Below are 21,231 nucleotides of genomic sequence, written 5' to 3'. Positions count from 1 at the left end.
GAACCACGATCAACACGCGTAAGATCGTCGCGGCAGCGTCAGATGTGTATAAGAGACAGCCCAAGAACCCCCCGGTTCGACCCTCCATCTCGAAGAAGAGGTACACCCGCATGCGCACTCGCACCGTCCTCACCCTCGTCGGCTCCGTCGCCGCGCTCACCCTCCCCTTCACCGTCCCGGCTTCGGCGGACGGCACCGCCGTGCTCACCACCGGCAGCCTCGGTGGTACGGCCGTCGCCGTCGGCGATGTGCTGACCGCGCCCCTGGCCACCGGGACCTCGGCCACCCTGTACTCCAGCGCGACCGGCACCAGCGGTATCAAGTGCACCTCGTCGCAGTTCACCGCGACCGTCACCGACAACCCGGCCGCGCCGGGCACCGCCACCGAGTCCGTCTCCGGGCAGACCTTCGCCAGCAGCAGCTGCACGAGCAACGTGCTCGGCGTCACCGGTGTCACCAGCATCACGGTCGACAACCTGCCGTACACCACCGCGGCCGTCTCGGACGGCACCCTGACCGTCACCCCGGCCAGCGGCTCCACCATCCAGACCACGGTCAAGCTGACCACCCTGCTGGGCAGCATCACCTGCGTCTACCAGGCGCCCAGCCTGTCCGGCACGTCCAACAACACCGACACCAGCATCAACTTCACCAGCCAGGCCTTCACCAAGACCTCCGGCTCGTCCCTGTGCTTCAGCGCGGGCTACTTCACCGCGAAGTACGCCCCGGTGACGGACAACGGTGTGGCGGTCTACACCAACTAAGGCGGTCCACGTCGACTGAGTCGGTCCCCGCCGACTGAGGAACAGAGCAAGTAGGGCCTGTGCGCGTCGAGTTCAGCGTCGACGCAGTCGCAGGGCCAGGGCGGCGCCCCCGGTGAGCACCAGCACCGCGGCGGCGCCGCCCGCCATCATGGGCGCCGAGGGTCCGCTCGAAGCGGCGTCGGTGTCGGACGCCACCGGACTGCTGCCCGGCGCGGTGCTCTCCTCGGCGGGGGAGGCCTTCTGCGCCGTGGCGGCTGCCGGAGCCTTGGCCGAACTGCTCGCGGGAGCAGGGGACTTGGTCGCGGACGACGACGGACTCGCCGTCTTTCCCTTCGAGCCGGCCGTCCCCGTCGTGGGCGTCGGCGAAGCGGCGGCACCCCCGGGGAACACCACGTCCGAGCACGAGTAGTAGGTGTCCTCGGTGCTGCTGTTCTGCCAGATGGTGTAGATCAGTTGGCGCCCGGTCCGACCCGTCGGCAGCGTCGCCTTGATGCGGTACGCGCCGCCGGTCAGCGGCGGGTCCTTCACCTCGGCGAACGGCTGCGTCGCCAGCTCGGACCAGGTGAGCGGCTTCGCCGGGTCGTAACCGGCCTTCGTCAGATACAACTTGAACGTGCCGGTGTGCGCGATCGTCGACGCGTACGTCATCGTCAGCTTCGCCCCCGGAGTCAGCCGCGTCGACGGAAAGTCGGTCCGCGCGAGGTCGAGCCCCTTGTAGGCGGCCAGACCACCGCTGCACAGCTTCCCGTCGGGGATCAGCTGCCGGTCCCGCCCGTTGATGTCCGGGACCCGGACGTTGTCCCAGAAGGTGAAGGGCCCGCCGTTCGCCGCCACGGCCGCCTTGCAGGCCGCCGACCCGGACGCGCTGCCGCCGTCCGGCGAGCAGGCGTACACCCGGCTGACCGGATACGTCGGCGCCCCGTGCGCCTGCGCCGGACCCGCCGCCCAGACGGTGAGCAGCAGCGGGGGGCCATGGCGGCGGCCGCCATGGCAGTGCGATGTGCGGTCATCCGGGACATCCGGAACGTCTCCTCGGCCGGGGCGGCAACGGTCTGTTGGTGCAATACGGGAACCAGGCCCGGCGCGTTCAGTGCGTCCCCTTCGGCCACTCCCATGCCGCGAATCGGGAGGTAACCGGTCAAATCGCCGATATCCAGGGGTGGTTTCCGGCCTGATCGAGGGTTTCCCCCGTATCCGTATGACCTTCTCTTTGCCTATCGTTTGGCCACAGCTGACCCACAGGCGACCCCTGTCGAGGCAGCAGCCCGTGCCCGGCGCTCTCTGGATCGACCCCCCGCCGCTTCGACGACGAAGCGAATCGACCGCCGCTCCGCGCTGCTTGGAGTACGGCCACGAAAGGCAAGCCCTTGCGCACTCCCACGGCATTCCCCACCGGACGGACCCTGATATCCGTCGCCGCGGTCTCCGCGGCCCTCCTCGCCACGGTCGCCACCTCGGCCGCCGTCGCCCAGGTGCCTCCCACCGAGGCCGTCGCGCCGGCCCTCTCCGGCCAGACCGAGGCCGCCCCCGGCGCCCTCGCCGAGCGTCTCATCGTCGGCTACAAGTCCGGTGCGGCGGAGGCGAGTTCGAACCGCGCCGCCGAGGCCGACGCCACCGCCAAGGGCAAGGAGACCGGCGAGAGCGTCGACTTCCAGCGCCGCCTCGGCACCGGCGCGGCCCTCGTCGGCCTCGGCGACGCGCACAGCACGACCGAAGTCGCCGACGTCATCGCCGAGTTCAAGGCCGACCCGCAGGTCTCCTACGTCGTACCGGACCGGCTGAACACCCCGCAGGCCGACCCGAACGACACCGAGTACGGCAAGCAGTGGGACCTCTTCGAGGCCACCGCCGGCATGAACGTGCCCGCCGCATGGCCGACCTCGACCGGCAGCGGCGTGACCGTCGCCGTCATCGACACCGGCTACGTCACCCACTCCGACCTCGCCGCGAACATCGTCGCCGGCTACGACTTCATCACCGACACCGCCGTCTCGGTCGACGGCGACGGCCGCGACAGCAACCCCGCCGACCCCGGCGACTACTACGCGGCCAACGAGTGCGGCACGGGCATCGGGGCGAGCAACTCCTCCTGGCACGGCACGCACGTGGCCGGCACCATCGCCGCCGTCACCAACAACAGCAAGGGCATCGCGGGCATCGCCTACGGCGCGAAGATCTCCCCGCTGCGCGTGCTGGGCAAGTGCGGCGGCTACGACTCCGACATCATCGACGCCATTACCTGGGCGTCCGGCGGCACCGTCTCCGGCGTTCCCGCCAACGGCAACATCGCCAAGGTCATCAACATGAGCCTGGGCGGCGACGGCGCCTGCACCTCGGCCACCCAGAGCGCGATCACCGCCGCTGTGAACCGCGGCACCACGGTGGTCGTGGCGGCGGGCAACGACAACGACAACGTGGCGAACCACTCGCCGGGCAACTGCGCCAACGTCATCTCGGTCGCCGCCACCAACCGGGCCGGCGCGAAGGCGTCCTACTCCAACTACGGCTCCGGCGTGGACATTTCGGCCCCCGGCGGCCAGACCAGCACCGGCACCGCCAACGGCATCTACTCCACGCTGAACTCCGGCACGAAGACGCCGTCCACCGAGTCGTACGCTTACTACCAGGGCACCAGCATGGCCACCCCGCACATCGCGGGCCTGGTCGCGCTCATGAAGTCGGCGAACTCCTCCCTCACCCCGGCCCAGATGGAATCGGCCATCAAGACCAACGCCCGTGCCCTGCCCGGCAGTTGCTCGGGCGGCTGCGGTGCGGGCCTCGCGGACGCGGCGAAGACCGTCCAGGCCGTGAGCGGTGGCAGTGGTGGCGGTACGACGACGGGGGCGACCTTCTCCAGCACCACCGCCGTGGCCGTCCCCGACGCGGGCTCGGCCGTGGAGTCCTCGATCGCGGTCAACGGCCTTACCGGCAACGCTCCTTCGGGCCTCCAGGTCGGCGTCGACATCACCCACACCTACCGCGGCGACCTCGTCCTCGACCTGGTCGCGCCGGACGGTTCGACGTACCGCCTGAAGGCCGCGAGCACCTCGGACTCCGCCGACGACGTCAAGACCACCTACACGGTGGACGCGTCGAGTGAGACCGCCAACGGCACCTGGAAGCTGCGGGTCCAGGACACCGCCGCGCAGGACACCGGCACGCTCAACAGCTGGAAGCTCACCTTCTGACGGCGTGCCTGACAGCGCTTGAGAGTGCCTCAGGTGGCACAGGGTATCCACAGAAACAGACCGACTGACCCGTAAGGTGGGGCGCCTCTCCAGGGGTGCCGCACCGGGTCGGTCGGTCTTCTGTGTGGCCGGTAACCGGTGTTGACACGTGCCACAGACACCGAAAGTGGTCAAGAGTCGGGGCGGGGGTGACACAGGGATGCAAGTGATGGGAACGTGAGGGGTGTTGGCAGTCTTGGGGGGCAAAGTCGGCACCGTCGCACGGTGAGCTACTGTCTACAGGGGGTAATAAAAAACGGCATGGGCCGTTGTTTTTCCTTCACGGGAGTATGTCAGTCGATGGTGAGGCAGCTACGGGCCGAGCAGACCCGCACAACGATCATCACGGCCGCCGCCGAGCTGTTCGACCGGCAGGGCTATGAATCCACCAGCCTGAGCGACATCGTCGACCACGCCCAAGTCACCAAAGGCGCCCTGTACTTCCACTTCGCGGCCAAGGAGGACCTGGCCCACACGATCCTGGAGCTACAGGCCAAGGCCTCGCGCCAGATCGCCAAGGAGATGGACGACCGGGGCTACTCCTCACTGGAGACGTTGATACGTGTCACGTTCGCCATGACCCGGCTCGCCGTCGAGGGCCCCATCCCCCGCGCCGGACTCCGGCTCGCCGCAGGGGAGATCGAGGTACGGCCCCCGATGCCGCACCCCTTCACCGAGTGGCTGGACATCGCCTCCCGCAAGCTCGCGGGCGCGGTCGCGGAGGCCGACGCCCACCCCGACATCGACGTGGACGCCGTCGCCCACACCCTCATCGGCCTCTTCGTGGGCATCCGCGTCCTGGGCCGCACCCTCGAACCGGTCGCCCTCCAGCCCCGCCGAACGGCCGAGATGTGGCACCTGCTGATCCGCGGCCTGGTGCCTGTGCCGCGGCGCGCCCGCTATCTCAGTCTGGCGGCGCGGTTGGAGCGGGAGATCGCGGTGGCGGGGTGACCGGCCGGGGGTGTCGGGGCGTCGAGGTGGGCCGGCTTGCCGTAGGAGTCGGGGTCGGCCCGGTGTGTTGAGGCCGGCCCGCCCGGCGCGCCGGGGGCGACCCACCCGCCCGGTACGGTGAGGCGTATGCCCGACACCTCCGCCGCGTCCGTGATCCTCGGCAACGAGCCCGGCTCGTTCCCCCGCAGCGTGCTGGCCGAGCGGCACCCCGCGATCATCCAGCAGGTCCGGGACGCCTTCCCCTACGGCCCCGGGCAGCACCGTGCGCTCGACGCCCTGCTGAAGAACTGCACCGAGGGGCCGATCGAGCCCCTCCCCGCCGATGCCGCCGACCGCGGGCAGTGGGCCGGCTGGGGCACCGACAAGTACGCCGGACACTCCTGGTACGACGTGCCCTGGCTCTGGTCCGAGAGCTACTTCTACCGCCAACTCCTGGGCGCCGTAGGCTACTTCGGCTCCGGTGCCTGGCAGGGCATCGACCCGTTCCGCCCCTTCAAACGCGCCGAACTCGACGCCCCCGAGACCGACGAGGAACTCGCCGCGCTCGACGCGCTGGAGGGCAAGTCGCCCGAGGAGCGCGGCCGGGCCCTGCTGCACGGCTCCCTCTGGGGCAACCGCGCGGACCTCGGCTTCCGCCTCTCCGCGGCCGGAGCGGAGTCGGCCACGCAGGCCCCCGTCCCGGCCCTGGTCGCCGACGACAGCGAACTGCTCTGGGGGCTCCTGTCCGGCAACGGCACCGGCACGCTGTGTCTCGTCGCCGACAACGCGGGCCGCGAACTCATCCCCGATCTCCTGCTGTTGGCGCACCTCCTCGAGCAGGGGCGTATCGAGCGCGCGGTCCTGCACATCAAGCCGCACCCCTACTACGTCTCCGACGCCACGACCGCCGACGTGGTCGACGCCCTGCACCGGCTGACCGGAGCGCCGGGCGCGGCGGCGACGTACGGCCGCCGTCTCTGGTCGGCGATGGCGGACGGCCGCCTCACCGTGCGCGCCCACCCCTTCTCCTGCGCCCCGCTGCCGTACGCCGAGATGCCCGCCGACCTCCGCGCCGAGTTCGCCGAGGCCACCCTGACGATCGTGAAGGGCGACCTCAACTACCGCCGCCTGGTGGGCGATCGCCGCTGGACCCCGACCACTCCTTTCGCCGACGTCACCGCCTACTTCCCGGGTCCGGTCGCCGCCCTGCGCACCCTCAAGTCCGATGTGATCACGGGCCTGGACGCCCGCACCGAGGACGCGTTGGTCGCGGCGGAGGGGCAGCGCTGGCGAACGGGCGGTACCCATGCGCTGATCCAGGTGCGGGCGTGAACGGGGTTTCCCCGGCGCCCGTCATGCTGTTGGGTCGTCACTGACGTTCTTGTCGCACTTGTCGCACGAGGGGAGTACGACCGAGATGCGTATCGGAGTGGCACCGCACCGCCTGTGGCCCGACCGGGACGAGGAGGTGGACGCGGTCCTTCAAATCGCCGTCAGAGCCGAGGAGTTGGGGTTCGACCACGTCTTCGCGAGCGGGCACGCGGTGGCCGGCGCGACCGGCGTGACCCCGGACCCGCTGATCCTCCTGGCCGCCGTGGCCGGGGCGACCCGGCGGATCGGGCTGGTCACCAGCGTGCTGGTGCTGCCGCTGTACAACCCGCTGATCCTGGCCCATCAGACCGCCACCCTCGACCGGCTCTCCGGCGGCCGTTTCGTACTCGGTGTCGGCACCGGCTGGGACACCGAGGAGTACGCGGCCGTCGGCGTCCCGTTCGCCGGCCGGGGCCGCCGGACCGACGAACAGCTCGCCGTCGTACGGCAGTTGTGGCGCGGCGAGGGTTCCGCGCGGCTCGGGGTGCTGCCCCGTAGCGAGGGCGGACCCGGTGTCTGGATCGGCGGACAGAGCGACGCGGCACTGCGCCGGGCGCTGCGCTTCGGTGACGCGTGGCACGGCTCCGGGGTCGATGCCGAGGGGCTCGCCGGGGTGCGGGCGCGGCTCGACGCGCTCGGCGACGAGGTGGGACGCGATCCCGGTGAACTGGCCCTGACGGCAGGCCTGTTCCTCGTGCCGCCCGGGTTCACGCCCGCGGTGAAGGTACCGGGCCGGCCCCTGGGCGGAGCCGATGCTTCCGCCGAGAGCGTGCGGGACGAGCTGGGGCGGCTGACCGACGCCGGGCTCGTCTCCGCATCCCTCTGGCTACCGGTGGCCACGGAGGCGCTGCCGGACGCGCTCGCGTGGGTCGGCGAGGAAGTCCTCCCGCACCTGTCCGAACAGCCTTAACCCAGCCGCACGTCCTGCCACACCATCCGGTGGTCCGAGGTGACGACCGTGGTGCCGTCGCCGACCAGGCGGTACAGCGGGTCGTCCGAGGTCGGCCAGAACACACCGTTGCCGCGCGGGACCAGCCCCTTGGACGGCAGGACGTGGTCCACCCGCAGATTGCCGGGGGCCGTGTCGCCGAAGTCACCTGTGTCGTAGGCGGGGTTGCCTATCTGGCCCACGTTCGCGCCGCCCTGGAGCTTCGCCGCCTCGACCCCACCCGCGCTGGCGGGCGGCTTCGCGGGCAGGTTGATCGCCGGGTGGTCGAGGAACTGCCGTACGGCGTGGTCGTAGCTGTCGCCGTCGTACGGATCGGCGTTCTGGTCGCCCGCGATCACGAACCGCGCGCCGGGCCGCAACCCGCCCCGGATGCCCTTGTCGTCGTAGAGATAGGCGCTGCGCGCGTGACCGCCGATGTAGTCGGCCCACAGCCGGATCTCGTCGTGGTTGCGGCGGCCGTTGCGGTCCTCCGGGCCGTCGAAGGTGGGCGGCGTCGGGTGCGAGACCAGGAAGTGGACCGTCTCGTGGCCGAGGCGGATCGGCACGTCCCAGTGGCTCTTGGAGGAGAGCCGGAAGATCGCGCGGGCCGCGTCGCTGTAGTAGCCCGGCGGGATCACGTTGCCCGGCATGTCCTTCCACAGGAAGTGCTGGAAGGTGCGCACCGCGCGGGTGTCGATCGGGAACTTGGAGAGGACGACCATGCCGTACTGGCCCGGGAAGAAGCCGTAGCCGAACGCGTCCTGTCCGTAGGCGTCCGAACCCGGTGTCGTCACCACGCCGTTCTTGCCGTCGAGGTCGACGCCCGAGGGGACGCCCGTGTTCACCGGGCCGGTGAAGTGGTGCGGGAAGTGGATCGGGCGGGCGCCGTTGTGGCCCCGGGACAGGTAGTTGTCGAGGAACAGACGGACCGCCGCGCCGCCCTCGACATAGTCGAACTCGTTGATCAGCAGGATGTCGGGGTTCACCCGCTGGATCGTCTCGGCGACATTGCGCGCCTGGGCGTTGTCGGGTGTCGACAGGTCGGTGACCAGCGCGCCCTGAGTGGGCCGGTTCAGCGAGGCGTTGAACGTGGCGAACCGCACGGTCCGCCCCGACCCGTACCGCCCGGACGCCGCCGCCGGGTGCGCGGCGGTGCCTGCCAGCGCCGCCCCGGCCAGGGAGGCGAGCGCGGTGCGGCGGGAGAAGGAGCTGGAATGGTTCATCGGGACTCCGGTGAGGGAGGGGACACGTGAACCCCCGTAGTCTGCGCGCGTAGAAGTGAACGTCACAAGATGCGGGGGAAACTCATGGGTTCACCCCTGATTCACGCGATGGTGTGATCATGTCCCCTGCCCGGGATGGTCGTTGAGAGCCACGGGTAGGGCCCGGCCATGACCCAGCCGTTCGAACTCCCGCACTTCTACATGCCGTATCCCGCACGCCTCAACCCGCATCTGGACGAGGCCCGCGCCCACTCCTCCGCGTGGGCGCGCGAGATGGGCATGCTGGAGGGCTCCGGGATCTGGGAGCAGGCCGACCTCGACGCGCACGACTACGGCCTGCTCTGCGCCTACACCCACCCCGACTGCGACGGGCCCGCGCTGTCGCTGATCACCGACTGGTATGTGTGGGTGTTCTTCTTCGACGACCACTTCCTGGAGATCTTCAAGCGCAGCCAGGACCGCGCCGGCGGCAAGGCCTACCTGGACCGGCTGCCGCTCTTCATGCCGCTGGACCTCGCAACCCCCGTACCGGAGCCGGAGAATCCGGTCGAGGCGGGGCTCGCCGACCTGTGGGCGCGCACGGTGCCGTCGATGTCCGTCGACTGGCGCCGCCGCTTCGCCGTCGCCACCGAGCATCTGCTCAACGAGTCCCTGTGGGAGCTGTCCAACATCAACGAGGGGCGGGTCGCCAACCCCGTCGAGTACATCGAGATGCGCCGCAAGGTGGGCGGCGCGCCCTGGTCGGCCGGTCTGGTGGAGTACGCGACCGCCGAAGTGCCCGCGTCCGTGGCCGGGGAGCGGCCGCTGCGGGTGCTGATGGAGACCTTCTCCGACGGCGTCCATCTGCGCAACGACCTGTTCTCCTACCAGCGGGAGGTCGAGCAGGAGGGCGAGTTGAGCAACGGGGTGCTCGTCCTGGAGACCTTCTTCGGCTGCACCACCCAGGAGGCCGCCGACACCGTCAACGACGTCCTCACCTCCCGTCTCCACCAGTTCGAGCACACCGCGTTCACCGAGGTGCCCGCCGTGGCCCTGGAGAAAGGTCTCACCCCGGACGAGGTCAGGGCGGTCGCCGCCTACGCCCAGGGCCTCCAGGACTGGCAGTCCGGCGGCCACGAATGGCATCTGCGCTCCAGCCGCTACATGAACGAAGGCGCCCTCGACAACTCGCCGTTGAACGGACCGACCGGCCTCGGCACCTCCGGCACCGACGTCGGCGCCCTGCTCGCCGCGGCCGGCGCCGAACGGCTGCGGGCCTACACCCACGTGCCCTTCCAGAAGGTCGGACCCTCTCAACTCCCCGATTTCTACATGCCGTTCGAGGTCGAACTCAGCCCGCACCTGGACTGCGCCCGCCTCCGCCTCGTCGACTGGGCGCACGCCATGGGCATTCTGGAGGAGGGCGTCTGGGACGAGGAGAAACTCGCCGCCGCCGACCTCCCGCTCTGCGCCGCGGGCATCGACCCGGACGCCACCGAGGCGGCCCTCGACCTCAGCTCGCGCTGGCTCGCCTGGGGCACCTACGGCGACGACTACTACCCCCTCGTCTACGGCATCCGCGGCGACCTCGCCGCCGCCCGCGTCACCACGGCCCGCCTCTCCGACTGCATGCCCATCGAGGGCTCGGTGACCCTCGTGCCCGTCAACGGCATGGAACGCGGACTCATCGACCTCTGGGCCCTCACCACCGCCGAGATGCCCGTGGACGACCGGCGCACCCTGAAGGACTCCATCAACAAGATGACGGAGAGCTGGGTCTGGGAGCTGGGCAACCAGATCCAGCACCGCATCCCCGACCCGGTCGACTACCTGGAGATGCGCCGCGCCACCTTCGGCTCCGACCTCACCCTCAGCATGTGCCGCATGGGCCACGGCCCGAAGGTCCCGCCCGAGGTCTACCGCACCGGTCCCGTCCGCTCCCTGGAGAATGCGGCCATCGACTACGCGTGCCTTCTCAACGACGTCTTCTCCTACCAGAAGGAGATCGAGTACGAGGGTGAGGTCCACAACGCCATCCTTGTCGTCCAGAACTTCTTCGGCATCGACTACCCGACCGCGCTCGGCGTCGTCCACGACCTGATGACCCAGCGCATGCGCCAGTTCGAACATGTCGCCGCGAACGAACTGCCCATCGTCTACGACGACTTCGAGCTCTCGGACGAGGCACGCGAGATCATGCGGGGCTATGTGACCGACCTCCAGCACTGGATGGCGGGCATCCTCAACTGGCACCGCGAGGTCGACCGCTACAAGTCCGGCTACCTGGCCCGGCGTTCACACGGCTTCCTCCCGGACCGGGTGCCGGCGATGCCCTTCGCCTGACGACCCCTCGCCCGGGATCGGGATCCCTGGCCTCACCCGAGTTCCCTGGGATCCCGGACCCGCTCCGCCACGTCCTCGGCGAGCTCCCGTACGGCCGTCGCGGCGGCACCCGAGAGCTCGCCGAGTATCGACTCGGCGGCGGCCAGCGTCACCTGGGCCTCCTCCAGGAGATTCGCGTCGGCCAGCGCGCGGGTCAGGGCGTAGTGCTCCTCGGCGATGCACCGGCCGAGGTTCACGCCCTGCCAGTACCGCAGCGACTCGTCCCCGGGGTCGGTGAGCGCGCCCCGGAGGATCGCCAATGTCCCTCCGGCCTCCGCCAGTTGACCCGTCTCCCGCTCCAGGCGGGCCTGCGTCAGCCGGGCCGAGACGCGGTCCCACGCCGTCTCCTGGAGGACGGCGTATAGGCGCTGGGCGCGCAATGCCTGAACGCGGTCGCCGAGTTGCTCGAACTCATGGGCCAGCATGCGCAGGGGAGACGGATCCAGCGCCTTCGGGGCGCCCGGCAGCCGCAGCAGGCTCTGGTCCAGCTCGATCTCGTCCAAGCGGCGGATCAGGGCCGTCCGGGCCAACTCGGTGAGTCCCTGGTCGGCCGCCAACTCGGTCCAGGTGGACGGGGGTTCGTCGGAGGGGTCCGTACCGAAGAGCGACTCGTCCAGCTCCCGGGCCCACTCCCGCAGGGCCGCTCCACCCGCGTCCGGTCCCGGCAACTCGCCCAGCCCGCACGCGGTGTCGAAGTCCGTCTCCCGCACCTCGTGCAGCAACGGCAGATCCTCGGCGTGCCCGCGCAGGCCCACCAGCACGGCGGCCAGCCGCAGTTCGTCCGTCATCGACGACCGCGTCTCGTGCCGCAGCAGATGCCGCAGCAGCTCCAGATCGCCGTCCGCACGGTCGAACTGCGCGGCCCGCAGGGCGAGTCGACGCCGTACGGGGTCCCCGGCCACCGTGTCCCACACCGTACGGTCGCCCGCGCGCAACGCCGCCAGATCCGCCCGCCCCCGGGCGAGCACCGGCTCCCACAGCGGGGGACGGGGATCCCGGTCGAGGAGGGCGTAGGCGCCGCCCTCCTCCGCGTTCAGCAGCAGGAAGTCGGGCTCCGTGCGCAGCAGGGAAGTGTGCAGCATGCCGATCAGCTCGACGGGAGAGCGCTCGGACAGGCCCAGGGCGGCGCGGAGTTGGGGCCGCGCCGTGTCGAGGTCGTAGTCCTCGCGGAACTCGTCCTCCGTCTCCGTGACCACCGCCAGGATCTTCTCCGGGCCCTCGGACGGGGACAGGTCCAGATGGTCGCGCCAGCCCGGCAGACCGATCACCAGCTCCAGCGCCTCGTCGACACTGGAGCCGATGATCCCGGCCGCGCCCTCCGAGTCGGCGTACAGCACGGAACCGTCCGCGCACACGAAGTACGTACCGCCCGCGCCGTCACCGGCGACCGGCCGCAGCGGGGCGCCCGAGGCCAGCCGGACCGGCTCGACGTGGTCCGTGCGGTCCAGGTCGAAGTCGAAGGGGAACGCGGCCAGTTCGGCCAGGTGGGCGTGCTGCTGGAGCAGCCGCAGGGCGTGATCGGTCATGTCACAGAACGTAACAGTCGGCACTGACAACGAGCCGGGCCGCCGGGGAAACCCCTGGTCGGACCCTGCGGCAGCCGGGCAGCCGGGCAGCCGGACGGAGGGTCAGGCGGTCAACGTCGTGGTCCGTGCGGCGTGTTCGACCGCCGCCCGGGCCAGGGCGCGCACCACCGGGTGCGGGCGGGTGCCGTCGCCGGACAGTTCGGGCTGGAAGAGGGTGGCGAGGAAGAAGGGGTGGCCGGGAAGTTCGGCGATCCGGACCGGACCGTCCTCGTGAGGCACCACACGCGCGTGCTTCGCGCAGGGCCGGCTTCCCGCTCCTGACCGTCGGTCAGTCTCACTCGTTCGTGGCACGTCGGGCGCCGGTGCGCCGGGTAGAGCATCTGCCGGAGGCGATCCATGGAACAGACTGCGTTGCGTCCCAAGCCGATGCCCGGTCAGGAACCCGGTGGCGGCACCAAGCCCGGCGCCGGCCGGCGCCCGCATGCCGCGCGGCGTCGCGGCCGACGGCTCGTGACCCTGGTGTTCGGACTGTTCGTCGGGACCGTCCTGGTCCTGTCGGGGGTCGGACTCGGCACGGTCGGCGCCACGGTGATCGGCATGAGCAGACTCGCCGAGACGCAGCGCCAGGCGGCCCGGCAGCCGACCCCGGCGGCCGCCCCGTCCGGTGGGCCCACGGCCCCCGCGAACCCGTCACCGTCCCCCACGCCCGCCGCCGCGACACTCGGCGTCGAGGCCGTGGACGCCGAGAAGGCGGGCGCCCTGATCGTCGGCGTCCACATGCCCGGCCCCGGGTACACGGCCGGGCTGATCCGGGGCGACGTCCTGCTCACGTTCGGCGGTACCCGTGTCGACTCCGCGGCCGACCTCGCGCGCGCGGTCGCGCGTGCCCGCCCCGGGGACGAGGTCACCGTCACCGTGCGCCACCACAGCGGCGGCTTCCAGCAGTTCACCGTGGTCCCCGGGTTCGTCGTCTGACGCGCGCGTGAGCCGTGGAACGGACGAGCCGGAAGAGCGTCGTTCCCGTCGATCGGCTCGCGTGGCCCTCCGGGTGCGGGCAGGATGCTGACCGTAGACCCCTGCCGTCCGTCTCGCCCGTCCTCGGAGGCCTGAATGACCGGTAGCACGCCCGCGCCCTTCACCGCCGCCGACTACCGGGCCCGCATGGACCGCGCCGCGCGGGCCGCCGCCGACGCCGGTCTCGCGGGGCTCCTGGTGGCCCCGGGCCCGGACCTGGTGTGGCTCACCGGCTACGCGCCCACCGCGATCACCGAACGGCTCACCGTCCTCGTCCTGGCCCCCGGCCGCTCCCCGGTCCTCGTCGTGCCCACCCTGGAGGCCCCCGACGCGGCCAAGGCACCCGGCGCCGACGCCCTCACCCTGCGCGACTGGACCGACGGCAAGGACCCCTACGCCGCCACCGCCGCACTCCTCGACGCGACCGGCCGCTTCGGCATCAGCGACAACGCCTGGTCCATGCACCTGCTCGGACTCCAGAAGACGCTGCCCGACACCACCTACGCCTCCCTCACCGACGCCCTGCCGATGCTCCGCGCGGTGAAGGACGCGGCGGAACTGGACCTCATGGCGGCCGCCGGAGCGGCCGCCGACGCAACGTACGAGGAGATCCGGAAGGTTCCCTTCGCCGGCCGCCGCGAGTCCGACGTCGGCACCGATCTCGCCGATCTGCTACGGCAGTTCGGGCACTCCCAGGTCGACTTCACGATCGTCGCCTCGGGCCCCAACGGAGCCAACCCGCACCATGAAGTAGGCGATCGTGTCATCCAGCAGGGCGACATGATCGTCCTCGACTTCGGCGGTCTGAAGGACGGCTACGGTTCCGACACCTCGCGCACGGTCCACGTGGGCGACCCCAGCGACGAGGAACAGCGCGTCCACGACCTCGTCCGCGAGGCCCAGGAGGCCGGTTTCCGCGCGGTGCGCCCCGGAGTCGCCTGCCAGGAGGTCGACCGGGCCGCCCGCGCGGTCATCGACGACGCCGGATACGGCCCCTACTTCATCCACCGCACCGGCCACGGCATCGGCGTCACCACGCACGAGCCGCCGTACATGATCGAGGGCGAGGAGCAGCCCCTCGTGCCCGGGATGTGCTTCTCCGTGGAGCCCGGTGTCTATCTGCCCGGCCGCTTCGGGGTGCGCATCGAGGACATCGTCACGGTCACCCAGGACGGCGGGCGCCGGCTCAACAACACGGCCCGCGAGATGACCCTGGTGGACTGACGACGACCAGGAGCCCCCGACACCCCGAACGGCGACGGCGCGACCCATGACCCAGGCACCGACACCCACCGCGGACACCGTCCGTCACCTGGTCCGTTCCCTGCTGAAGGACGGCGGGACGACCGACGGCCCCGGACCCGAGATCCGACCCGTCACCGAGGGCGGCGAGCACGCCACCTGGTGGGTCGGCTCCCGCCATGTGCTGCGCCTCGCCCCGGACCACGCGGCCACCCTGCGCCAGCGCCGTGAACTGCGCCTGCGCGACCTCGTACGGCCGTATCTGCCCCTCGCGGTTCCGGCGAGCGTGGCGCACGGCGAGTGGGCGCCCGGGCTCGCCTACACGCTGGACACGAAGCTGCCCGGCCGTTCGGGCGAGGACCAGGACGTCTCCGCCGTCGGCGAGGCCGATCTGGCCGGGCTGCTCACCGGGCTGCGCGAGGTGCCCGCCCGGCAGGCCGAGTCGCTCGGCGTCCCGCGCACCGCCCCGCGCTCCCTGGAAACACTGCGCCGCACCGCCGAGCAGGCCGCCGAGCGGCTCGCCGCCGCCGACGAGTTCGACGCCGCGCGCCTCCACCAGCTCACCCAGCCCGGCGCGATCCAGCTCGCCGCGCAGTCCGCCACCGCGGTCCTCGTCCACCACGGCCTCAAGGGCGAACACCTCGTGGTCAGCGCCGACGGCCGGGTGCGCGGTGTCCTGGACTGGACCGACGCGACCCTCGGCGACCCCGCCGAGGACATCGCCGGGCTCGCCCTGGCCGTCGGTTCCCCCGCCGCCGTGCGCGCCGCCACCCTCGCGGGCTACGGCGCCCGCCCCTGTCTGCGTGGCCTCTGGCTCGCCCGTTGCGACACGGTCGTCCGTCTCGCCGACCACCTCAAGGGCCGCGACACCGGTCCCCTCCCCCTCCTGAGAGCCCAACTCCGGCGCACCTGGGAGGCGATCCTGCTGGAACGGGTGACGGAACTGCGGGGCGGGGACGGGGAGTTGTAGCGCGTAAACGCTCGCGCAAGCGTTTACGCAAACGTATGCGCAAGCGTTTACGCCCGAATCCGCGCCTCCGCCGACGTTTTCTGGTCGGCCTGCTTCCAGGCATGCGCTCCCGGATCGGCCTGCTCCTACGCCTGCCCTCCCGGGTCGGCCTGCTCCTACGCCTGCGCCAGCACCACGCACGACTCCCCGGGCACCCGCAGCAACCCGTCCGCCCCAGGCGCCTCCACCGGCTCCCACGCGGCCAGGATCTCCGCCGGGCGGGTGCCCAGGGGGATCGCGGCCGGTTCCTTGCCGAGGTTCACGGCGACGCGTACGTCCCCGCGGCGCAGTGCGAGCCAGCGGGCGTCCTCGTCGTAGGCCACCTTCGTGTCGGTGAGGTCGGGATCGGTGAGGTCGGGCTGGTCGTGCCGCAGCGCGATGAGCCGGCGGTACCAGGCCAGCACGCGCGCGTGGGGCTCGCGCTCCGGTTCCGACCAGTCCAGGCAGGAGCGGTCGCGGGTCGCCGGGTCCTGTGGGTCGGGCACGTCCTCCTCGGCCCAGCCGTGCGACGTGAACTCCCGCCGCCTGCCCCGCCGTACGGCCTCCGCGAGGTCCGGGTCGGTGTGGTCGGTGAAGAACTGCCAGGGCGTGCCCGCCGCCCACTCCTCGCCCATGAACAGCATCGGGGTGAAGGGGCCGGTCAGCGTGAGCGCGGCGGCGCAGGCCAGCAGGCCGGGGGAGAGGGTCGCCGAAAGACGGTCTCCCTGGGCGCGGTTGCCGATCTGGTCGTGCGTCTGGCTGTAGCCGAGCAGCCGGTGCGCGGCCACGCGCGTGCGGTCCAGTCGGCGGCCGTGGTGCCGGTCCCGGAAGCTCGAATAGGTGCCGTCGTGGAAGTAGCCGCCCGTCAGCGTCTTGGCGATCGCCGAGAGCGGGGCCCGCGCGAAGTCCGCGTAGTAGCCCTGCGATTCACCGGTCAGCGCGGTGTGCAGGGAGTGGTGGAAGTCGTCGTTCCACTGCGCGTGCAGCCCGAGACCGCCCTCGGCGCGGGGGGTGACCACCCGTGGGTCGTTCAGGTCGGACTCGGCGACCAGGAACAGCGGCCGGCCCGTCTCGGCGGCCAACGCGTCGACGGCGGCGGAGAGTTCCTCCAGGAAGTGGCACGCGCGCGTGTCCCACAGCGCGTGCACGGCGTCCAGCCGCAGCCCGTCGATCCGGTACTCGCGCAGCCACGCCAGCGCGCTGCCCAGCAGGAAGGCGCGCACCTCGTCCGAGCCGGGCGCGTCCAGGTTCACGGCGCTGCCCCAGGGGGTCTGGTGCGTGTCCGTGAAGTAGGGGCCGAACACGGGCAGGTAGTTCCCGGACGGGCCGAGGTGGTTGTGCACCACGTCGAGCACGACCCCCAGGCCCAGTTCATGGGCCCGGTCGACGAACCGCTTGAGTCCCTCGGGGCCGCCGTAGGGCTCGTGCACGGCCCACAGGGAGACGCCCTCGTAGCCCCAGCCGTGCCGGCCGGGGAACGGGCACAGGGGCAGCAACTCGACGTGTGTGACGCCCAGTTCGGCGAGATGGTCGAGCCGGTCGGCGGCCGCGTCCAGGGTGCCCTCGGGCGTGTACGTGCCGACGTGCAGCTCGTAGAGGACCGCGCCCGGCAGCGGGCGCCCCGGCCACGCGGCGCTGCGCCACGCGTATGCCTCGTGGTCGACGACCGCGCTCAGCCCGTCCGGGCCGTCCGGTTGGCGGCGCGAGCGCGGGTCGGGCCGGGGCGGGCCGTCGTCCACCGCGAACCCGTACCGTGTGCCGTCGCCCGCTTCCGCCTCCCCGCTCCACCACCCCACGCGCTCGGGATCGCGCTCCAACGCGCGCGTGGTGTCCTCGCAATGGAGCGTCACTCGGTCTGCCTCTGGTGCCCACACCTCGAACTGCACGGACGGTTCCCCTTCGTCTGCTCACCGGGATGTAGCCCGTCCATCGTGCGTCAAACGAGATCAATCCGCTTTTGAATCCACCCCTTTGGCGCAGGTGTCGTCATCTTCGCGCGCGTGCGGGCCGTTTCCGCGTCTTCTGGACACCCGGGGTTCACTGCCCGACAATCACGAGCGTGACGTCGTCCTTCGAGTTCCACACGTACCCCGCGCGGTTGTCCGACGCGGAGCGCGACAAGGCGCTCAAGGTTCTCCACGACGGCGTCGCCATGGGGCGGTTGTCCCACGACACGTTCATCCGGCGCATGGAGCTGGCGCTCGCCGCCCGCCGCTCCGAGGAACTCGTGCCCCTCACCGCCGACCTGCCCACCGAGAGCCGTCTCTCGCGCGTCCTGTTCGGCACCGTGGAGGCCGTCTCCGGGTTCACGGTACGGCTGCGCAGGGCCTGGCAGGCCGAGCGGCTCCCCGCCGCGCTCGTCGCCCGCCGCCCCCAGGACGCCCGACTGCGCCGCGTCGGGACCTCCCGCGCCGGTACGCCCCTGTGGCTGCTCTCCGTGGGCCACGGCAGCCGCCAGGTCCTCGTGGTCGCCGGACCGCACGCCAACGAACCCGTGGGCGGCGCGACGGTCCTGCGGCTGGCCGAACGGGCCCTCGCCGACCCCCGGTTGAGCGAGGACGCCGACGCCACCTGGAACCTGCTCCTGTGCCTGGACCCCGACGGCTCGCGCCGCAACGAGGGCTGGCTGCCCGGCCCGTACAGCCTCGGCCGGTACTTCCGGAACTTCTTCCGGCCCGGCTTCCTGGAACAGCCCGAGTGGCTGCCGCACGGCGCGGCCGGGGCCCGACTCCCGGAGACGCGCGCCCTGTTGGAGGTCCAGGACGAACTACGGCCCTTCCTCCAGTGCTCCCTGCACGGGGTCGACGTGGGCGGCGGCTTCGTGGAACTGACCCGCGACCTCCCCGGCCTCGCCCGACGCGTCGCCCACACCGCGACCCGCCTCGGCATCCCGCGCGAACTCGGGCCCTACGACACCCTGTACTGGCCGAACCTCGGCCCCGCCGTCTACCGCATCCCGCCCCCGCGCCCGGGAGACCTCGCCGCGGCGATCACCGAGGCCGCCGTCGAGTCGACCTGGTACCACCCGCACCGGCACGGCACGGTCACCGCGGTCGTGGAGGCACCGATGTGGGGCGTGGCCGGCGTAGAGAACGGCCAACCACCCACCGACGCGGACGCGTTCCTCCGCACGGTGAGCCACACCCTGCGCCACGACAGCCGCGTCCTGGAACAACTCCTCGCGCGCATACGGCCGTTCGTCCAAGGCGGGACGGAGGCGGGGACGGGCCTCGGGCTGATCGAGTACCAGTCGCGCGTGGTGCTCAGCGCGTTCGAACTGGCCCGGCGGCACGCGCCCGTGCGTTCCCGTTCGGGTGAGCCGGGCTGGGGTACGGAGACCGTGGTGCCGATGCACCGGGAATGACGTACATCTCCAAGCCGTACACCATGACGCACATCCTCAAGCCGTACACCCTGAAAGCGACCGCGCTCCGAGGTGCCCTGCTCGCCGCGGTCGTGCTCCTCACCGCCGGTCAGGCACCGGCCCGGGCTGCCGCGCCCGCGCCCGGCATCCAGGGCGACTGGCTCTACGTCACCGTCACCCGTGGGGACAGCCGGTCCAGTGACACGCGCGGGACCCTGCTCCTGTGCGACGCGGCCAGCCCCAGTCCGCGGCCAGCCCGGGCACCAGCTCCAGCGCCCACCGCGCGGCCCGCAGCAGCGGCCCGTCGAAGCCCTGGAGCCGCGGCAGCGCCTCGGCGAGCACCCGCTCCACCTCCCGCGTGTCCCGCAGCAGCCGGTGCGCCAGCCGCCGTATCGCCGCCGCCGGGGCGGGATGCGGTGCCGGGTCGTCCACCAGGTCGCTGGCCCACATCGGGACCTCCACGACCGCCGTCAGACCGCCGTAGCGGTGCGCGTGGTACCAGGTGCTGTGCCGGGCGTCGTCCGGCATGCTCGGATACGCCGCGTCCGAACCGCGCGCCGGCATCACATGCACCCCCGGCCCCGAAGCCGGCCAGCCCGCCGCGTCCGAGGCGCCCGTCTCCACCGGGATGTGCAGCTCGGCCGCCGACTTGGCGAACGGCTCGGCGAGCCCCGGTATGTCCTTCGTCAACTGCACCCAGCTACCGCCCAGATCGGTCCCGTGCAGGGTCACCTGGAGGTAGGGCCGCACCTCGTCGATCACCCGGACCAAGGCGCGGGTCTCCGGGGGCAGTTGATCCGGCGGCAGCACCGAGGGCGACCACTCCGGCTGCTCGGGCCCGGCCGGACGGTAGAAGCCCAGGTGGTAGTCGAACAGACTGCGCGGCGCCGGCGTGACATGCAGACTCGCCCCGTCGGGGTCCGCGCAGAGCAGGAAGTGCCAGGCGGTGTCCCACCTCAACTCCCTTTCCCCTACGACCCGTTCGGCGAGGGAGAGGAGCGTGGAGCCGCCGGTCGGCTCGTTCGCGTGGGCGCCCGCGACCACCAGCACCGCGCGCTGGGCGTGCCCCACGGACAGCAGATGAAGGGGTCTGCCCCCGCGGGAGACACCCACCTGCCTCAGACTGCACAGGGCCGGCCTGTGCGCGGCCAACGCCCTTGCGGACGCCACCAGTTCGGTCACACTGGGGTATCGCAACTCCGGCAGGAGACTCACCCCCGACTAGTCAGCCCCGGCTTCGCAACCGCAGTACCCCACGGCCTCTGTGAACTGTCAAGACGACCATGGGGGAGGCTACCGGGGGCGCCCAGGCGCATTTACCGGCAGCCGGTAAGGCAGTTGCTGCCAGCAGGGGGCCAGGGTTTTCCAGGAGGTTTCGCGGACTCCTGCGCTCACTGCCGATGACTCCCCGTCGTGCCACGCGCGCGTGCCCCCGCGGCGAGAACACCGACGCGGCACCGCGTCACCGTACGCCCGCCGTCCGGCCCGCACCCCGGGCCCGTACGCGGGTGCGAGCNGTGCGCCGTAGGACCGCGGACCGATCGCTTCACCCGTACGGCCGTACGGGGGCTGCGGCCCGCGCGGTGCGGTGGTCGGCTGGGGGCAGCCGCGTGTGCGCATGGCGCGGACGACCGGCCGCGCGCCCCTTCCACGGTGTGCGGCGGAGCGACGACCACGGGAGCGGACGGCGGTGCTGTGTCTCACGGACGTGCTCGTCACACGGACCGCGGGCACCCCGGCCCGCCCACCGGGACCACCGAGCCTGCTCACGGCCGTACCGGACCCGTATCCGCTCTACCGCGTCCTCCGTACGCACCACCCCTTCGTCTACGACGAGCCCTTCGGCGCCTGGCTCGTCAGTCGCTACGACGACGTCCGCGCCGCGCTCGCCGACCCGCGGCTCGTCCCCCTGCCCGGCGACGGCTGCCCGGCGAGAGACCGTCACCGGACTGGTGGGCACGCTGCTCGATGCGGCGGGCGGGACCACCGCTCGGGCGCTCGCCTCGTTCCTCGCCAACCTCCTCGACCATCCGGGCCAGTTGGCGGTGCTCCGGGTCCGCCCCGAGCTCACGGCGGGCGCCTGGGCGGAGTCCCTGCGCCGCGATCCGCCGCTGCACATCGTGCTGCGCCGGGCCGTCGAACCCGTCGGCGCGATCCCCGCCGGAGCCACCGTCGCCTGTCTCCTCGGGGCGGCCGGCCGCGACCCGGAGCGCTTCACCGACCCCGACCGCTACGACGCGTTCCGCCCCGACCCCGCCCCGAGGAGACAGGCGACGGTGGCTCCGGCGGGGAT

At 71.8% G+C, this 21,231-nt stretch carries 14 protein-coding genes and 4 pseudogenes; 12 read left to right on the top strand and 6 right to left on the bottom strand.

The genetic code is table 11. From position 1 onward, the window contains the following. Positions 1 to 110 precede the first annotated feature (110 nt). On the top strand, positions 111 to 764 hold the full coding sequence (locus JHN63_RS36660) for a Tat pathway signal sequence domain protein (RefSeq protein WP_200689065.1): 654 nt from the start codon (positions 111 to 113) through the stop codon (positions 762 to 764). A 72-nt stretch (positions 765 to 836) separates the two neighbouring features. Here the strand turns inward: JHN63_RS36660 and JHN63_RS36655 are convergent. Beyond that, a pseudogene (locus JHN63_RS36655) lies at positions 837 to 1,783 on the bottom strand (lytic polysaccharide monooxygenase). Between the two features lie 348 nt (positions 1,784 to 2,131). On the opposite strand from JHN63_RS36655, the gene JHN63_RS36650 reads away from it, so the two are divergent. From JHN63_RS36650 to JHN63_RS36635, 4 genes are all read left to right on the top strand, one after another. After that, entirely contained in the window at positions 2,132 to 3,952 is a 1,821-nt protein-coding gene (locus JHN63_RS36650) for a S8 family serine peptidase (protein ID WP_200689063.1), read from the top strand. A gap of 339 nt (positions 3,953 to 4,291) precedes the next feature. After that, positions 4,292 to 4,942, top strand: a complete 651-nt coding sequence (locus tag JHN63_RS36645; RefSeq protein WP_200689057.1) for a ScbR family autoregulator-binding transcription factor — start codon at positions 4,292 to 4,294, stop codon at positions 4,940 to 4,942. 126 nt (positions 4,943 to 5,068) lie between these two features. Further along, positions 5,069 to 6,253: a damage-control phosphatase ARMT1 family protein gene (locus JHN63_RS36640; RefSeq protein WP_200689056.1), complete on the top strand. Its 1,185-nt coding sequence runs from the start codon at positions 5,069 to 5,071 to the stop codon at positions 6,251 to 6,253. 85 nt (positions 6,254 to 6,338) lie between these two features. Next, positions 6,339 to 7,202 carry a TIGR03619 family F420-dependent LLM class oxidoreductase gene (locus JHN63_RS36635; protein WP_200689055.1) on the top strand — a complete coding sequence of 288 codons (864 nt, stop codon included), beginning with the start codon at positions 6,339 to 6,341 and terminating at the stop codon, positions 7,200 to 7,202. Here JHN63_RS36635 and JHN63_RS36630 read toward each other — a convergent pair. Next, positions 7,199 to 8,443: an endonuclease/exonuclease/phosphatase family protein gene (locus JHN63_RS36630; RefSeq protein ID WP_200689053.1), complete on the bottom strand. Its 1,245-nt coding sequence runs from the start codon at positions 8,441 to 8,443 to the stop codon at positions 7,199 to 7,201. The two genes, JHN63_RS36635 and JHN63_RS36630, sit on opposite strands and share 4 nt — an antisense overlap. Before the next feature lie 168 nt (positions 8,444 to 8,611). Here JHN63_RS36630 and cyc2 point away from each other — a divergent pair, with 168 nt between their 5' ends. Next, positions 8,612 to 10,765: a germacradienol/geosmin synthase Cyc2 gene (gene cyc2, locus JHN63_RS36625; protein ID WP_200689051.1), complete on the top strand. Its 2,154-nt coding sequence runs from the start codon at positions 8,612 to 8,614 to the stop codon at positions 10,763 to 10,765. 32 nt (positions 10,766 to 10,797) lie between these two features. Here cyc2 and JHN63_RS36620 read toward each other — a convergent pair whose 3' ends face one another. Next, positions 10,798 to 12,330 carry a hypothetical protein gene (locus tag JHN63_RS36620; protein ID WP_200689050.1) on the bottom strand — a complete coding sequence of 511 codons (1,533 nt, stop codon included), beginning with the start codon at positions 12,328 to 12,330 and terminating at the stop codon, positions 10,798 to 10,800. A gap of 102 nt (positions 12,331 to 12,432) precedes the next feature. Next, the gene (locus tag JHN63_RS36615; protein WP_200689067.1) at positions 12,433 to 12,612 is read right to left on the bottom strand and encodes a hypothetical protein; all 180 of its coding nucleotides are present in this window, start codon (positions 12,610 to 12,612) and stop codon (positions 12,433 to 12,435) included. Positions 12,613 to 12,726: 114 nt separating this feature from the next. On the opposite strand from JHN63_RS36615, the gene JHN63_RS36610 reads away from it, so the two are divergent. The 3 genes from JHN63_RS36610 (at position 12,727) to JHN63_RS36600 (ending at position 15,556) form a co-directional block, all read left to right on the top strand. Continuing rightward, positions 12,727 to 13,305, top strand: a complete 579-nt coding sequence (locus JHN63_RS36610) for a PDZ domain-containing protein (RefSeq protein WP_200689049.1) — start codon at positions 12,727 to 12,729, stop codon at positions 13,303 to 13,305. 135 nt (positions 13,306 to 13,440) lie between these two features. Beyond that, positions 13,441 to 14,568 (top strand): aminopeptidase P family protein, encoded by a 1,128-nt coding sequence (locus JHN63_RS36605; protein WP_200689048.1) that lies wholly within the window; start codon positions 13,441 to 13,443, stop codon positions 14,566 to 14,568. A gap of 46 nt (positions 14,569 to 14,614) precedes the next feature. Continuing rightward, entirely contained in the window at positions 14,615 to 15,556 is a 942-nt protein-coding gene (locus JHN63_RS36600) for an aminoglycoside phosphotransferase family protein (protein WP_200689047.1), read from the top strand. A 155-nt stretch (positions 15,557 to 15,711) separates the two neighbouring features. Here the strand turns inward: JHN63_RS36600 and treZ are convergent, their stop codons facing one another. Beyond that, positions 15,712 to 17,460, bottom strand: a complete 1,749-nt coding sequence (treZ, locus tag JHN63_RS36595; RefSeq protein WP_200689046.1) for a malto-oligosyltrehalose trehalohydrolase — start codon at positions 17,458 to 17,460, stop codon at positions 15,712 to 15,714. Positions 17,461 to 17,633: 173 nt separating this feature from the next. On the opposite strand from treZ, the pseudogene JHN63_RS54055 reads away from it, so the two are divergent. After that, positions 17,634 to 17,813 (top strand): annotated as a pseudogene (locus tag JHN63_RS54055) (DUF1707 domain-containing protein); the annotation flags it as partial. Between the two features lie 78 nt (positions 17,814 to 17,891). Then, the gene (locus JHN63_RS36590) at positions 17,892 to 18,938 is read left to right on the top strand and encodes a M14 family zinc carboxypeptidase (protein ID WP_234478243.1); all 1,047 of its coding nucleotides are present in this window, start codon (positions 17,892 to 17,894) and stop codon (positions 18,936 to 18,938) included. Between the two features lie 240 nt (positions 18,939 to 19,178). Here JHN63_RS36590 and JHN63_RS36585 read toward each other — a convergent pair. Then, positions 19,179 to 20,153: pseudogene (locus JHN63_RS36585) on the bottom strand (M14 family zinc carboxypeptidase); the annotation flags it as partial. 737 nt (positions 20,154 to 20,890) lie between these two features. Here JHN63_RS36585 and JHN63_RS53255 point away from each other — a divergent pair. Further along, positions 20,891 to 21,231 (top strand): annotated as a pseudogene (locus JHN63_RS53255) (cytochrome P450); the annotation flags it as partial.

Source organism: Streptomyces sp. MBT65, from assembly GCF_016612545.1.
Taxonomy (GTDB): Bacteria; Actinomycetota; Actinomycetes; order Streptomycetales; family Streptomycetaceae; genus Streptomyces.
Note: the sequence above shows the minus strand (reverse complement) of the source record. Positions and strands in the feature narration are given on the sequence as shown.